Origin of the sequence: Neobacillus sp. WH10, from assembly GCF_030123405.1 — a bacterium.
Taxonomy (GTDB): domain Bacteria; phylum Bacillota; class Bacilli; order Bacillales; family Cytobacillaceae; genus Neobacillus.
On sequence record NZ_CP126110.1, the window covers coordinates 3556350 to 3572033 of the forward strand.

At 37.7% G+C, this 15684-nt stretch carries 12 protein-coding genes and 1 other RNA gene; 2 read left to right on the forward strand and 11 right to left on the reverse strand.

Translation table 11 applies throughout. The annotated features are described in order from the left end of the window. Positions 1-3: 3 nt before the first annotated feature. Positions 4-915, reverse strand: coding sequence for a DMT family transporter (locus QNH20_RS17050; protein ID WP_283919174.1), 912 nt, complete (start codon positions 913-915; stop codon positions 4-6). After that, positions 912-2414, reverse strand: coding sequence for a carboxypeptidase M32 (locus QNH20_RS17055; protein WP_283919175.1), 1503 nt, complete (start codon positions 2412-2414; stop codon positions 912-914). Before QNH20_RS17055 ends, QNH20_RS17050 begins: the two co-directional genes overlap by 4 nt. Before the next feature lie 356 nt (positions 2415-2770). On the opposite strand from QNH20_RS17055, the gene QNH20_RS17060 reads away from it, so the two are divergent. After that, positions 2771-2923 carry a hypothetical protein gene (locus QNH20_RS17060; RefSeq protein ID WP_283919176.1) on the forward strand — a complete coding sequence of 51 codons (153 nt, stop codon included), beginning with the start codon at positions 2771-2773 and terminating at the stop codon, positions 2921-2923. Positions 2924-2942: 19 nt separating this feature from the next. On the opposite strand, the gene QNH20_RS17065 is transcribed toward QNH20_RS17060, so the two are convergent. After that, a complete protein-coding gene (locus QNH20_RS17065) occupies positions 2943-5306 on the reverse strand; it encodes a nitric-oxide reductase large subunit (RefSeq protein WP_283919177.1) in 2364 nt (787 codons plus the stop codon). A 215-nt stretch (positions 5307-5521) separates the two neighbouring features. Here QNH20_RS17065 and QNH20_RS17070 point away from each other — a divergent pair, with 215 nt between their 5' ends. Continuing rightward, positions 5522-6214 (forward strand): Crp/Fnr family transcriptional regulator, encoded by a 693-nt coding sequence (locus tag QNH20_RS17070; protein ID WP_283919178.1) that lies wholly within the window; start codon positions 5522-5524, stop codon positions 6212-6214. A gap of 76 nt (positions 6215-6290) precedes the next feature. On the opposite strand, the gene QNH20_RS17075 is transcribed toward QNH20_RS17070, so the two are convergent. From QNH20_RS17075 to QNH20_RS17115, 8 genes are all read right to left on the reverse strand, one after another. Then, complete coding sequence (locus QNH20_RS17075) at positions 6291-8216, reverse strand: ATP-dependent DNA helicase (RefSeq protein ID WP_283919179.1); 1926 nt, start codon at positions 8214-8216, stop codon at positions 6291-6293. A gap of 71 nt (positions 8217-8287) precedes the next feature. Then, positions 8288-9436: a THUMP domain-containing class I SAM-dependent RNA methyltransferase gene (locus tag QNH20_RS17080; RefSeq protein WP_283919180.1), complete on the reverse strand. Its 1149-nt coding sequence runs from the start codon at positions 9434-9436 to the stop codon at positions 8288-8290. Between the two features lie 175 nt (positions 9437-9611). Then, positions 9612-10012: RNase P RNA component class B (rnpB, locus tag QNH20_RS17085), an RNA gene on the reverse strand. Positions 10013-10091: 79 nt separating this feature from the next. Then, positions 10092-10394 (reverse strand): cell division regulator GpsB, encoded by a 303-nt coding sequence (gene gpsB, locus QNH20_RS17090; RefSeq protein ID WP_283919181.1) that lies wholly within the window; start codon positions 10392-10394, stop codon positions 10092-10094. A gap of 136 nt (positions 10395-10530) precedes the next feature. Next, positions 10531-11088, reverse strand: coding sequence for an SLOG family protein (locus tag QNH20_RS17095; RefSeq protein WP_283923437.1), 558 nt, complete (start codon positions 11086-11088; stop codon positions 10531-10533). A gap of 127 nt (positions 11089-11215) precedes the next feature. After that, positions 11216-11599 (reverse strand): CotD family spore coat protein, encoded by a 384-nt coding sequence (locus tag QNH20_RS17100; protein WP_283919182.1) that lies wholly within the window; start codon positions 11597-11599, stop codon positions 11216-11218. Between the two features lie 408 nt (positions 11600-12007). Then, positions 12008-13273 carry a ribonuclease H-like domain-containing protein gene (locus tag QNH20_RS17110; protein ID WP_283919183.1) on the reverse strand — a complete coding sequence of 422 codons (1266 nt, stop codon included), beginning with the start codon at positions 13271-13273 and terminating at the stop codon, positions 12008-12010. Further along, positions 13264-15570 (reverse strand): DEAD/DEAH box helicase, encoded by a 2307-nt coding sequence (locus QNH20_RS17115; protein ID WP_283919184.1) that lies wholly within the window; start codon positions 15568-15570, stop codon positions 13264-13266. The genes QNH20_RS17110 and QNH20_RS17115 overlap by 10 nt, the downstream gene beginning before the upstream one ends. Positions 15571-15684: the final 114 nt, after the last annotated feature.

Below are 15684 nucleotides of genomic sequence, written 5' to 3' on the forward strand. Positions count from 1 at the left end.
ATCCTAGATTGAAGCCTTTTTATTATATATCTTCCCTTTGCTTTTTTTAGAACGATTAATAAATAGAACTGAAAAAAGGATTACCATTGATCCGATTGCTTGGATGCCACCAAAACCTTCATCATACAGAAAAACACTTAAAATAGTAGCAACAATTGGTTCTACGGTGGCAATAATGGCTGCTTTACTTCCTTCTACTTTTTCAAGTCCTTTTGTATAAAGTAAATAAGCGATTACCGTAGGAAATAGGCCTAGACCGATACCATAAAAAAGAATCTCACCACTCATAAGGAGGCTCCATTTATCCCAGAGATGTGTCAATGGCAGTAATGCAAGCGATGCGACAATAAAGGTATACAAGGTTACCGTAAAGGTTGAATATTTTTTCAAAGCAAATTTACCAAATATCGTGTATAAGGCATAACCAAAGCCTGCCCCAAGCCCTGTTAGAATCCCGATTGGACGAATGGCTGTCGCAGCATTTAGATTAACACCGGCAACCAATATGCAGCCAACAATAGTCGCTAATACGGATAGTATTTTAGTGGAATCCATATTTTCCTTTAAAAATATATAGGATAATATAGTTACAAAAGCTGGTGCTGTATATAATAAAATCACCGCAAGCGACAAATTCATTTGATTAATAGCAGAAAAATAGCACCAATTAAATAAAACAATGCTGCAGATCCCCGTTCCAATAAATAGTCCGATATCAGGAAAATTGATTTTCATTTGTACTGGGTATTTTATTACTCCAATAAATCCGAGCAATATTCCAGCTGTGACAACCCTTATCGTAACAATTTCCATCGGGGTAAAACCTGCTTCAGTAAGTTTCCTTACAAATATTGCAATAATCCCCCATAATGATGCACTTATTGCAATGAATATAATGGGTATGATTTTCTTCAATTTAACTGATAAACCTTTCCATATTTCTCAGAAAGATAATCAATCAAATATTTAGCATTTAGGCCTTCTCCTGTGACATCCTGTAAGATTTCAAGCGGCTTCTTCATTTTTCCATATTGATGAATATTTTTTGTCAGCCATTCTTTAATCGGGAGGAGGTTACCTTCCTCTAATAAAAGATCGAAATTTGGAAGCTCCTCGAGCATTTTATGCTTAAATTGTGCAGCATACATATACCCTAATGCGTAGGATGGGAAATAACCAAAGCTGCCACCAGACCAATGGACATCCTGAAGTACTCCCACTCCGTCATGTTCAGGACGAATGCCTAAGTACTCTTCGTACTTGTCATTCCAAATCCTTGGCAGGTCTTTCACTTCAATTTCATCATTAAATAACCCTTTTTCAATCTCATACCGGATCATCACATGAAGCGGGTAGGTTAATTCGTCTGCTTCAATTCTAATCAGTGATGGCTTAGATTCATTAATTGCACGATAGAATTCTTCTATTTCAACTTGATCAAACTGACCATTTGTATATGACTTCAATAAGTTGTAGTTATTTTTCCAAAATGAAAAACTTCGTCCTAGAATATTCTCATAGAAAAGAGACTGCGATTCGTGAATTCCCGTTGAAGTTCCAGTGCAAAGCGGTGTACCAATCAAGGATTTTGAAATATTTTGTTCGTATAAAGCATGACCTCCCTCGTGAATTGTACCAAAAACAGCTGTACGAAAGTCGTTTTCATCATACCTTGTGGTCACACGGACATCTCCGGGATTTAAACCGATTGCAAAAGGATGAACGGTTTCATCAAGTCTTCCTGCATTGAAGTTATAACCCATTTTTTCGAGGATTTTCAAACTAAATTCGCGTTGATTTTCCTTAGAAAATCTTTCAAATATGAAGTCTGTTTTGGGCTTATTGGAGGACTCAGAAATCTGTTTGACCAAAGGGACAATTTTTTCCCTTAGTTCGCCAAATACTTGATCCAATACTTCCATCGTAATACCAGGTTCGTACATGTCTAATAAAACATCATACTTATTTTCCTCATAGCCCCAATGGCTGATGAACCGTTTTGTCATTGCAACTAGCTTTTCTAGGTATGGACTAAACAATGCAAAATCAGCCTTTTCCTTGGCTTCCTCCCAGACACTTTCTGCCTTTGATTGGAGTATGACAAACTCTTTGTATTCTTCGGCCGGTATTTTTTTGTTTCGCTCATATTCTTTTTTGCACTCTTCGAGGATCTTTTTCGTTTTTTCGGAAATCGGCTGTTTTGATAAATTGGCTATGTAAGCTGCCATCTCCTCGGATGTAGACATTTTAAATACTTCAGAAGATAACATTCCGATCACTTCCGACCGTTGTTCCACCGCCTGCTTGGGAGCACCCGTTCTAAGATCCCAATAAATTAATCCTAGTGCTTCATTATAAGCAGACATTTTTTTTACATAATCCAAAAATTCTTTTTCTAATTGTACAAAACTCATTGGAAATCCCCCTCTCTTACTGACAGATAAATTTTACCATATTTTTCTGAAAAAAAGTTGTTGTATGGCTTTAACTGGATAAAAAAACAACAGAAAAGAAATTCTGTTGTAAAATAAAGATAAAGGGAAAAGAGGATGTAACCTAGAAAATAAAATTACTTACGTAAAATGAGTAGAAAGAGTTAAGGGACCTGGTTTTTTCAAAGACACTTAAAACCAAAAAATTACTTCATTAATCACTCCTTTTTAGATTGTTAACTTCTCTTTTATAATAAGTAAGCATCATTATATGAAAATGCTTCGTATCACACCTAATACATGATTTTATTAATATGATGTGTCTGGAGGCTGGAAAATTGAGGGAATTAGTGAGTTTATGTAAATGCTGTAAAAAAGATGTCTATTGCATAGATGGTTTTTTTAACGGTGTCCATACAGAAGAAAAAGAGATTTACTGTTTTGAATGTTATGAAAAACTTATGAAAGAAAACGAAAATCCGCAAAGCTAAGCTTTACGGATTTTTTCTATTATTCTTCATCCAATGCTAAATCTTTTACTGGAAGTCTTTCCCCTTCTTTATGCGTTGGTTTTCGCAAATTAAAGAGTGCTTTTACACAGAATAACATCAATACCACTACGCCAATAAGGAAAATGGTGTCAGGCACCGCACGCCAGGTTAGTAATGTTTGGACAAGATCTTTTTGTAGGAAGGCTGCTGAACGGGATGCAGCGTATCCATGGTTGAATGCTTCTTTGATTTGAATGAATCCGACAGGAAGTAAGGATAAGAAGACCATTCCTGCAAGACCTACGTTCAACATGATACAACTGAATTTCAGCCATTTGTCATTCCAGGCCTCTGGCTTCACAATATTTCTTAATGAGTAAAGAAGTACCGCACAAGCAAACATACCGTATACACCCATCATAGACCCATGACCATGTGCTGGTGTCAAGAACTGCCCATGTTCGAAATAGCTTACGGCCGGTAAATTAATTAAGAATCCAAGCACACCTGCACCAACTAGGTTCCAGATGGCAACTGAGATTAAAAACCAAAAAGTACCTTTGTACGGGAAGTCAAAACCACCAGCGCGCATCATTTTGTATTGTTCATATGCTTCAAGAATCAATAATGTTAATGGAATTACTTCCATAGCAGAAAACACAGCTCCAAGTCCGATCCAAATTTCAGCAGACCCATTATAGTAGTAGTGGTGTCCAATTCCGATTACTCCACTCCCAAGAAGTAAAATTAATTGAAAATACAACTGTCTTACTGTTGATTTTTTCGTTACTAGGCCTAACTGAACCAATAAGAAACCAATTACAACAACAGCAAATACTTCAAAAATACCTTCAACCCATAAGTGGATAATCCACCAGCGCCAGTAATCTGCAAATGTAAAACTTGTTCCTGGATTGATAAACAAGGCAAAGATATAGAATGCAGGTACTGCAATTGCTGAGTAGAATAATAAGTGGACTAGGCCGCCCTTATCGGTTTCTCGCTTAAGCCCCGCCTTAATTCCTCGATAAACAATAAACAGCCAGATGAGCATTCCGACAATCAGAATCAGCTGCCAAATTCGTCCTAATTCGATATATTCCCAGCCTGTGTGTCCGAATAAGAACCAATTGTTTCCTAAATAGCCATTGGCACCCAGCCATTCTCCAACCATACTGCCGACAACCAGGACAACCAATGCCCAGAATAAAATATCGACTAATAATCCTTGTTTCTTGGGTTCATATCCTCCTACTAGTGGAGCTATGTAAATACCCATTCCAAGCCAAGCAGTTGCAATCCAGAAAATAGCTAGCTGCAAATGATAACCCTTTGTAATATTAAATGGTAGAAAATCGTGAATCCACTTCAAACCAAAGAAACTATCCGGCTCAATATAATAGTGGGCTAATAGTGCCCCAAACATACATTGAACAAAGAATAATGCGGAAACTATGACAAAATATTTTCCACTCTTTACCTGAGAACTTGTCACTGGCATTTTGCGTAAATCAATTCGTGGAAAATTACCCTCTTTATACGCTTCTTGCATCCCAAATTGATAGCGGTAGAAGAAGAAAAGAATAACTCCAACCATTAAAACAAATAGCGTGATACTCGCACCGCTCCACCAGATTGCCGAAAAGGATAAATGGTTTCCGGCATCTTCATAGTAAGGCCAGTTATTTGTATAGGTAATTTTATCACCTTGACGAACGGTACTAGAGAGCCAAGCTGTCCAGAAGAAGAAATCAGATATTTGCGTAATTTGGTCGCCTTGTGCAACATAGGCACGATCTGTTTTAGGCATATCCCCTTCATTAATCAGGTTTGCACTTAATCCCCAGCCGTCACCTTTTGAAAATACTTCTTTATAATGTGCTCTTACTTTCTCAAGTCCGAACTCTTGTGCATTAGTTAATACCATTGTATCCTTACTGCTGTCATAGCGATTTTTGCGCATTTCTTTAATGACATTATTTTTAATAACGGATTTTTCATCCTCATTTAACGAGACATAATCCTTACTATACTTTTTATTTGCTTTAAAATCTTGCATTCCTTCTGTATAAATTTTTAGGGCTTCTGCCGTATAGTCTGGACCCATGTAAGAACCGTGTCCTAAAACTGTACCGTAGTCCATTAAACCGTATTTTTGAAAAACTGCCTGACCTCCCATAATAGAAGCTTTTGTTAAAAGGACATCGCCTTTTTCATTCGTTACTTTTAATGGTCTAGGTGCTTGTTCCTTAAATATCCAATAGCCTCCAACTAGCAAAACAGTGAAGCTAATTAAAATGGTAGCAATTAAAACAGATTTCAAGAGGCCATTTTTATTTGTTTTCACCACTTTTATTGCCTTTGTTCCCCGCTGTATTTCCATGCCAAATTCATCCTTTCAATTTTTGTCACATTTGTATTGTAACTTTGATGAATTTTTCACTATGTGAAGCTCCTCATTCTTTAGTTGTGATTTTTGTCACATCAATGAGAATTGTTTTCAATAAAACGAGTCAACTATGATGGTGGTCACATATTCACTTTAAAATCATTGCTACAATGTAACTAAATCGAATTAATAATATGAAGGTGATGTAAATGAAGCAGGAGGATATAATAAAACGGTTGTCTGACGTCCCTATCTTCAAAGAATTATCTTTAGCAGAGCTTGATCCAATCATTAAGATTGCTCAAACGCGCTTTTATAGACATAAGATGTATGTTTTTATGCAGGATGATCTTCTTGACCGCGTGTTCTTTATACAGAGCGGGAAAATCAAAATTTGTAAAACAGATCACTCAGGTAAAGAACAATTAATCTCCGTCCTTGAGCCTGGTGAAATGTTTCCCCATGCAGGATTTTTTAGAAAAGGGAATTTCCCGGCACATGCCGAGGTGATGGAAGATGCCTATCTCATTGTCATCCCGATTGACAAATTTGAAGAAATCCTTATTTCCTATCCAGAACTGTGCATTAAACTATTTAAAGTGTTAGGCGAAAAGATTGTTGATCTGCAAGGAAGACTGGAAGCACAAGTTCTCCATAATACGTATGAACAAATTATTTTACTTCTTATTAGACTTTGTAAATCAAACGGTGAGAGGGCAGGAGAACATTACAAGCTTACAACCCAGTTCACCAATCGAGAATTAGCCAATATGATTGGCACTTCTAGAGAGACAGTTAGTAGAACCATCAATCATGTGAAGAAAAAAGAATACGTTACCCTTGATGACGATGGATTTTACCTAATCGACCGTGAGGCATTACAAAAAGAGTTATTCTATTAATAATAAAATGTTTATTTTTAGGAAGGTGATAAAAAAACGGAAGCACTCTTTTCAGGGCTTCCGTTTTTTTTATTATTTATGATTCTCTTGGCTTTGTTGGAATGGCGTCTATAACACTCTGTAATACGTTAAAATCAATATCTTTTTCTATCATGATATGAACCGTTCCCTGATCCTTTTCACTCCGAATTAATCGTCCTACACCCTGCCTTAGCCGGAGGAGCATATAGGGTAAATCCACCTCCAAGAATGGATTGTCTACTCCATTTCTCTTTGCAGTAAAAACCGGGTCATTAGGCGGGAAGGGAAGTGAAAAAATCAAGACATTTTCAAGTGATCTTCCCGGAATATCAAGACCTTCCCAGAGATGAATGGAACATAGAATCGCATGTTCCTCATTTTGAAACTTTGAAACGAGTGTGCTTATCTCCTCGTCACCTTCAAAATAAACTGGATAAGGAATTACTCCTGATAGTTGCTTTTTAATAAGCGATAGTTCTTCTTTATTGTTTAAAAGTATTAGAGCCCGACCCTCTGAGTGATCAATCATTTTTATAAGATAATTAATTTTATCTTCCATGCTTCCTTTATGAAAGCGTGGTAGATAGACTTCCATCTTTTCATCATAGACAAATGGTGATGCAACAGAAAAGGATAGGTAATCCTTCACTCCAAGACTATTTGCTATATAGTCAAACGATTTTTGGTTGGACAGTGTTGCAGACGAAAAAACAAACGGCTTTTTCTGTGAAAACACCTCTTCACGCATCACTTCTTCGACCATTTTTGGCATAATAACCAGCGTTCGTTCCCCCCCGCCTTCTTCAAACCATGTGATTCCATTCAATTCTTGTAAGAAAAGCGATAAAGAATAGGTGATTTGCTCCAAATACTCCTCAACAATTTTTAAATCATACTCACTAATAACATATAACTCGCTTTCGAATACAAGTTCTTCCTCTAAGGATTGAAGAGTTGAAAGCAGCTTCCTGCATGTTTTCAATACTAAAGGATGCTTTGTAATAATTTGTTTTTCAGATCCTTTTGTAAGCTCGGTGAATTGTGAAATGGCATCAAAAAATGATTCATTATCTAAAAGCGCTTCTTCAATCGTGTACAATGTTTTCTCGCGCACTTCATTTTCCATTAACCTTGTAAGCAGCGTATCTAATGTATAATCGGTAAAACGGTAACTTAACGCTTTTTGCGCAGCATATTCAAGCAGGTGTCCTTCATCAAAAACAACGGAAGAATGCTCAGGCAGCAGTGGCAGCTGCCCCTCGCGCTTTCGTGATTCCTTTGTCCAAATATGCTCCATATAAAAATCATGGGAACAGATGATTAAATCCTTTGCATGCCGATAGTATTCCCTGTGCAATGTCAACCCGCAGCGATGGCGTTTTTCACAGGAAAAACAATCCTGAAGAGTATCCCAATTGATGCTGCTCCATTTTTCATCTGATAAATTAGGAAAATCCCTTCTGTCTCCATACCTTTCAAAAGACTGCATCGAGCCGCCAATGTGGATAAAATCAGGCAGTTTTTGATAAATATCAGATATCTCATCTGATATATCATTATTCCGAACCAGATCAAGCTTTTTTAAACACAGGTACTGATCTCGTGATTTTGCCAGCCGAACATCGATATTCAATCCGAGAACCTTTTCAAGCTTGGCAATATCTCCTTCTTTTTTTACAAGCTGCTCAATTAGGGTCTCATCGGCACAGGCAATCACAGCAGGCCTATTTGTGTACCTTGCATACATTATCGAGTATAGCAAATACACAATCGTCTTCCCTGTTCCAACTCCTGCTTCAGCAAACATTATTTTTTTATCCTTGAAGGCTTTTTCCAATTGAAAAGCCATGTAAATTTGTTCATCCCTCAGTTCGAAGCCTGCCTCGGGCAAAATATCATAAAATATGTCACCAATCCATTCTCCTAATTTGTCATAGAAGGATTCAGTTTTGGAAACATCAAACGGCATCCGGTTTTGCATAGTTTACCTCCAAAAAAAGAAGAGCGCTAGGATTAGCACTCGACGTATAAATTTTTAAATAATCATGAAAGCTATTTCGGATCAACCTCACGTGGTGGTCGTTTTCCCCAATATTGATATAAGTCTGTTCGAATAAATCCATTAAACAGCTTCCGTTTCTTAGTTGCTGGTTTTCCATAATATTGCTCAAACTCTTCATTCGATGTCATGATATAAATCGACCACGTATCAAGCTTACTAAATGCCTGCCCCATTTCCTTATACATTTGCTCGACGGCCTTTTTATCCCCAAGTCTTTCACCGTATGGGGGATTTCCGACAATGACACCGTATTCCTTACTTGTTGAAATGTCTCTCACCTGCATCTGCTTAAAGTGAATCAAATCACCAAAACCAGCCTCAAAGGCATTTTCCTGAGCAATTTTTACCATCCGATGATCTATATCAGATCCCGCTATGTCTAAGAACTGATCATAATTCGCCAAGTCTTCAGCTTCATTCCGAGCTTCATCCCAGACCTTTGGAGATATCCAATTCCAACCTTCCGAAACAAATTCTCGGTTAAATCCTGGAGCAATATTCTGTCCTATCATTGCTGCTTCTATGGGAATGGTCCCAGAACCGCAGAAAGGATCAATAAAGGGGCGGTCTGCCTTCCAATTAGTTAACATCACAAGCGCGGCTGCAAGTGTCTCCTTTAATGGTGCTTCCCCCTGGTCAATCCGGTAGCCCCGCTTATGTAGACCCTGACCGCTCGAATCAATGGTAATAGTCGCAATATCCTTTAACAAGGCGACTTCAATACGGTAGAGAGCACCGCTTTCCTCAAACCAAGTACTCCTCTTGTAATGCTTTTTCAGACGTTCAACAACGGCTTTCTTGACAATTGCCTGGCAATCAGAAACACTAAAAAGTTTTGATTTTACAGATTTTCCGATGACAGGGAATTCTGCATCTTCAGGCAGGAATTTTTCCCACGGCAGTGCTTTCGTCTTTTCAAATAATTCATCAAAGGTGAAGGCCTTAAATTCGCCAACCTTGATTTTTATTCTGTCAGCCGTTCTAAGCCACAAATTACTGCGGGCAATAGCAGCTTCGTCCCCGGTATAGGTAACCTTCCCATTCTCAACTTCACATTCATAACCAAGCGATCGTACTTCTTTTGCAACTAAGGCTTCTAGCCCCATTGCCGCTGTAGCAATTATTTGATAGTTTCCCATATCTTCACCCTTAAGTAAGATTCAATTGTATGTATGTTTTCAATTTCCTAGAACAATTGTATATACGCTTTCATTATAGACAAAAAACAATAAGTGAATGCCATAATTACCAATAAAAAAGCTCCCCAATTCAGGAGAGCCGTTTCTTATCCAGCATACATTCCCATTAATAACGTTCTGTAAGCCATGTTCTGTACCATAGTACTGCAAACGACGATTAGTCTCGTACTTAGGTGGTAATCATCTATCTACAGATTCACGTTGAAATCTGTCCTTCTCCTCGTTCAATTCCTCAGAGAAAGTTCCCCTACCATTATTTGGGTTTCTCGCTCGTGGGGTTTACCCGTTCCACCCTCTCCATTTCTAGAAAGGCTACGTCACTGTGGCACTTTTATAGGTACACATACCATATCCTAAAAAGACTTAGGTATTTTCCCGGCCGTCAATTGGACTTACGCCCAACTGCCCTAGCTTATGATTTCGCTAGGCACGAACACTACGAGCATCGCAGCCCGTGCGAGCATGGACTTTCCTCAACAATTCGCGTAAAGCTCATTGCAGCGATTACCCGAACGTCATTAATGATACTTTTCTATTATATGTATTTCCTGCTGCTAATTCAATGGTTATTATTAGGAAATTACTTTACAAACTGTCAATCGTATAGTTTACTCCCAAAAACATGTTTTTCCAGATTAGATAATCTTTTTAAAATATCAAAATTAGTCGTCCCAGCTGGTTGTGCCACAGGCTGTCTTTTTGACGATTCCTCAAGCTGTTTACGAAGCCTTATGTTTTCATTTTGCAGTTCTTCTATTTCTTGATGGAACATTTCATAATCTTTAATGATTAAATCCAAAAATTTATCAACATCTTCCTGTCTATAACCTCGAACACCGGTTTTAAACTCTTTTTCTAAAATATCCTTAGCTGTTAATTTCACGTTATCAGCCAACATTCAAATCACCTCAAGTTTAGCCAATCATTAACTATTATTTTTTCAAAAATAAGTCCTTTTGTCAATTTTCTTTTGTTTTTTAAATTGATGGTTAGTAAAATCATTTCATTATATGGGTAAACTGCTTAAACATTCCTTAAAAATCTGCTTGTTTAAACTGTTCTTCCTCTACAATCATTTGTAGATCGTAAAATGTAATTAAGTCAATCGAAAAGGCGTGATTTTTTTGATATTGAATTGCCAGCTCATACAAATACTTCGGACTACCTTCCTTATCATGATCATAAAGGAGAAGAAGGCCATCACTTTTTTCGATAAAAAATTGATTTTTTAAGCGAAACTGCCAAGGCTTCTCATATCCCTTTTTCGATACAGAATCGATGTAATCTGCCCTAGCCAAAACTGACTCGTACCATTCTCTGTTTGTTTCATTCCAGGATGCCTCCTGTTCAAGAAACGGAGTGATTACCGCCAGCTTTAAATCGGGAAATTCCTTCTGAAATTCAAATATAACCTCAGCAGCCCAAAGTTCTACCCCTAATTGACCGCTAATCAGCACCCATTCTAAGCCATCCTCAATCATAGGCAGTAAAGATTTCTTGATGGCGGCTTTAATAAATAATACGGATGGATGGTCTTTTTTAAAAATTCCTAATTCAAACGGTTTATACCCTGAAATTGTCAGCACTTTAATCAAGAACGTTCTCTCCAACTAAAATTTTTAAAAAAATGGACAAACATTTTGTTCGAAAAAGCATATCATAATGTAAGAATCAATAAAAAACAAGGGCTAAAAAGCCCTTGCAATTGAAATCCCTCAATTATGGTCGAGGACCCATAAATGGTCCTGGTGCGAAGCCTGGACCTCCTGGTGCGAAGCCTGGGCCTCCTGGTGCGAAACCTGGGCCTCCTGGTGCAAAGCCTGGGCCTCCTGGTGCAAAGCCTGGGCCTCCTGGTGCGAAGCCTGGGCCTCCTGCTCCAAAACCTGGTGCACATGGGTTACAGCAGTTGATTTGCTGATTGCATACGTCTTCACAGCATGAAGCAGTTTGCGGGCAGTAATGTTTATGTTGGTACATGTGATGATTCACCGTTGTTGTGTGTACTGGATGAATATGCGGCACCACTGTTGTAGAAAACGTATGGTTTACAATTTCCTGAGTCGGATGGATGACTGGCGGCAAAAAATTTGTTCCAGGATACATTTAAAAATCTCCTTTCAATTATTCTGTTTACATTAACAGCCTATGTTGAAGGAGCTACTCTTGTACTAATTAAAATACCTATTTTTCTATCATTAAAATTTATAAGGCATATATTAGCTTTTAAATATCTTATAGCATCGAATAAAAGCTATCTTTTAAGCTTGTAAATACGACTGCAGTCAAACATACGACAATAAAAAATAAGAATAAAATTGTTTTATACATATTACCAGCTCCATAAGGTTTTTATAGTCGTTTTTTCTCAATCCAAATTCAAATTTTACCTTTTTCAACGTTGATAAACAATATGGAATTACTGGTTTTTTAATATATTTTTTTATTATGTGACATTTTATCGAACAGTGCCGAAATAACCAATAACATCAGTGATTTTGGCGGAAATTGCGCTTACCCGGGAAATTTAGCATATTTTCGTTCTAATCGTTTTAACCTTGTTTCAAACTGCTCTAAAGTAATATGACTTTTCATTTGAGTTTGATTATTAGATTGTGTTAATTGTAATATCGCTTTTTGACAATATTTTATAGCAAGCTTGTAATCAATTAGTCTATGTTCATGTATTTTTGCAAGCTCCAGAAATGCCTCTAACCTTATCCGATCGTCATCGCAACCGACAACATCAAGGAACATTTTCTGAGCCATTGCCCAGTTGCGTTCTTTTTTGTGTTGATAAGCTAATATGAGTTTTGCTTGATAGGAAGTAACATCATTGCCAGTTGTAAGTTTGCTCAATACCTTCTCTGCTTCTTTTTTTTCTCCTAAATTGGCAAACCAACGCCCAACCTCATATGATTCAGGTCTTGTTTGATTTCGGTCTATCCCATATAGTTGAAAAGTTAGATGGGTATATAAAGTAACGAGCGATAAAATGTCGATTTCATTATGCTTAAGGATCCCGAGTATTCCTTCGGGCTGTTTGCTTTCAATAAAATCAAAATAAATCATCGGGGCTAAAAATCCTGGAATATCATCCACTCTTTCCAGTCCTAAAACCTCTTTCTCAACAATAGCCAATTTCATACGGTCTAATTTATGCTTCCAAAGCCTTCTTACTGCATGATAAAGATCAAAATGACCAAACGCAGGCAGTTTTGGAACATGCTCCCTTACAAGGGTATGTCTTGTTTTAACTTGAGGCCAATCAAATGATTTTCCATTGTACGTAACCAGTGTTTTATAATTTACCTTTTCTAAAAAGCTTTGATATAAAGGTACCTCTGCACCAGGGTACGGAAGTATGTGCTGTCTTAAAATAAGCTGTTCACCGGAAATACTCGCATATCCCAGTAAAAAAATTGTATTCCCGACTCCGCCTCCAAGTCCTGTTGTTTCGGTGTCGAAAAAGAATATTTCCTCTGCATGGTGTCCTTCTGCGGATAAAGGGTGACTGACCGACTGATTATTCCAAATGTCAACAGCCGTAAGAAAATCACGAAAACAGTAATGCCCATGTTGATGTGATAGTGGGTATTTTACTTCTCTAATTAGACAATAATCTTGATCGAAAAAGTATGGAAATACATTTTCCTCTTCCCATTTCTCGCGGAAAGGTACTAAAACATTAAACGTTTTAGTAAGGGGATCCATTTTTTCGGGTTGGCTCCCTCCTGATAAGTGAGGTTTTAAGCGATTTAACTTATTTTTTAACGACATGGGTACACTTCCTTGCCCAAAGCAAAAGATTTCAAAAATGAATTAATAATTTTTAATGCATCCTTTTTAGCTGAATCACTAATGGTGTCTGTTCCAATACATGACGGACAGCCGGATTCACATTGGCACCGATCAATCATTTTTTTCGTTTCGGAAAATACCTCTGACATCCCACTGTATATTTTTTCACTTAAGCCAATTCCTCCTGGATATCGATCATAAAAGAAAATCGTTGGCTTCTCATTATGATCTGCCTTTACTTGCGGGATGACATGAATATCTTGAGGGTCAGCCATTACAAATAGTGGAGCAATATGATTTAAAGCATGTGCTGCTCCGACAAGCCCCTGCTCAAGTCGGTCCTGTCCCATTTCTGCAAACGGCTTATTCAATGAAATCCATGCTGCATTCGTATGAAGCTCTTCTTCAGGAAGATGAATTGGTCCAGATCCAATATTTTCGTGAGATTCAAATTTAATTTTTTTAAAAATCGTTGCCATTGCCCGAACGCTTACATCCCCAAAACCGATTTCCGCCTCCTCCTTAGTCTGAAGCTTGTCTTCCTCTAACACTTTTAATTGAACAGCTAAGTTGGCATCAGTAAAATAGTCTACATCCACTTCCCTTACAAATGCCTTCTTCTCGTCCCAGTCAAGCCTTTCAACTTGAAATTGTGTACCTTGGTGTAAATAAATGGCTTCATCATGAAGAAGTGTCATTGCTGAAAATCGATCCATTTCTCCAATAACTTTTACATTAGCCACATCTGATTGATCGACAATGATGACATTTTCCTGTGAAGCCGAGCGCAAGCTAATATTATGTGCTGGAAAAGAATCATTCATCCAATACCATTTATCTCCATTACGAAATAGGATACGCTCCTCAGATAAATATTCAAGCAGTTCATCAAGGGGGCCTGCATTTCCAAATTGCTCTCCCGCCTTAAATGGAAGCTCATAGGCAGCACATTTCAAGTGATCAATTAAAATAATGAGATTATCCGGGTTAATCCTTGCTGTTTCAGGGCTTTTAGTAAAAAAGTAATCAGGATTTTGAATAATATATTGATCAAGCGGACTAGAACTTGCCACCATAATGACCAGTGCTTCTCCGTGTCTTCTCCCTGCTCTTCCTGCTTGCTGCCATGCACTCGAAATCGTCCCTGGATAGCCTGTCATAATGCACACCTGAAGCTGTCCAATGTCAACCCCCAACTCAAGTGCATTTGTACTGACCACACCATATATCTCTCCGGAACGGAGGCCTTTTTCAATTTTTCTTCTTTCTGTTGGGAGGTAGCCGCCGCGATACCCCATAATAGATTTAGCACCTAACTGTTTTTTCACTAATTCTTGCAGATAGGTCAGAATAATTTCGACTCTCACCCTGCTTCTCGCAAAAACAATCGTTTGAATTTTATTTTTTAATAGTTCACCAGCAATTTTTCGAACTTCAAGTGTTGCACTTCTTCTAATATTTAAAGGTTTATTTACAATCGGTGGATTATAAAAGAGAAAATGCTTCGTCCCACTTGGGGCACCATTATTATCAATCAAATTTATTTTCTCTTCCGTTAAGTTTTTTGCATGCTCTAATGGGTTCGCAATCGTAGCGGATGTACAAATAAACACGGGATTGCTTCCGTAGTATTGGCAAATTCTTTTCAGTCTTCTAATCACATTGGCAACATGGCTGCCAAATACACCGCGATATGTATGGAGCTCATCGATAACAACAAATTTTAGATTTTCAAATAGTGATACCCATTTAGTATGATGCGGTAATATGGCTGAATGAAGCATATCTGGATTAGTAATAACAACATGACCGGCTTTTCGTACCCTTTGGCGGATATTAGCCGGCGTATCCCCGTCATACGTATAGCTATTAATATCTACACCCGCAGCTTGAATTATTTCATTTATTTCACTCTTTTGATCTTGGGCTAGAGCTTTAGTTGGGAACATATAAAGAGCCCTTGAATCAGGATTTTTAAGAATCGTTTGCAAAACTGGAAGATTATAACAAATCGTTTTTCCTGAGGCCGTCGGTGTTACCGCTACGATACTTTTCCCCTCTGTAATTTTCTCATATGCTAATTTTTGATGAGCATAAAGCTGTTCAATTCCCTTGCTTTGAAGGGCTTTTCTTAAAAACGGATGTAAGTTTTCCGGGAAGGGCACAGTCTGAGCCGGCTTTTCCTCAATGGTTTGCCATGTGACAATATTCTCTTTAAATTCATCATTTATTTTTAATTCCTTTAGGATTTCTTGCAGGCTTTTTCTTAACTTCATGAACCTCACCTCGTACCTTTATTTTAGCGAATAGACGTTCGTTATTAAAGAAAAAAACAAAATTTTTTACATTAATAGAATCGGTATATTCTTCCAATATCATTTATACAAAAT

Excerpts from the sequence above, each read along its gene's own strand:
- QNH20_RS17065 (WP_283919177.1), bottom strand. The coding sequence starts at position 5,306 with ATGGAAATACAGCGGGGAACAAAGGCAATAAAAGTGGTGAAAACAAAT.
- QNH20_RS17055 (WP_283919175.1), bottom strand. The coding sequence starts at position 2,414 with ATGAGTTTTGTACAATTAGAAAAAGAATTTTTGGATTATGTAAAAAAA.
- QNH20_RS17110 (WP_283919183.1), bottom strand. The coding sequence starts at position 13,273 with ATGTCGTTAAAAAATAAGTTAAATCGCTTAAAACCTCACTTATCAGGA.
- gpsB (WP_283919181.1), bottom strand. The coding sequence starts at position 10,394 with ATGTTGGCTGATAACGTGAAATTAACAGCTAAGGATATTTTAGAAAAA.
- QNH20_RS17115 (WP_283919184.1), bottom strand. The coding sequence starts at position 15,570 with ATGAAGTTAAGAAAAAGCCTGCAAGAAATCCTAAAGGAATTAAAAATA.
- QNH20_RS17075 (WP_283919179.1), bottom strand. The coding sequence starts at position 8,216 with ATGCAAAACCGGATGCCGTTTGATGTTTCCAAAACTGAATCCTTCTAT.
- QNH20_RS17080 (WP_283919180.1), bottom strand. The coding sequence starts at position 9,436 with ATGGGAAACTATCAAATAATTGCTACAGCGGCAATGGGGCTAGAAGCC.
- QNH20_RS17070 (WP_283919178.1), top strand. The coding sequence starts at position 5,522 with ATGAAGCAGGAGGATATAATAAAACGGTTGTCTGACGTCCCTATCTTC.
- QNH20_RS17100 (WP_283919182.1), bottom strand. The coding sequence starts at position 11,599 with ATGTATCCTGGAACAAATTTTTTGCCGCCAGTCATCCATCCGACTCAG.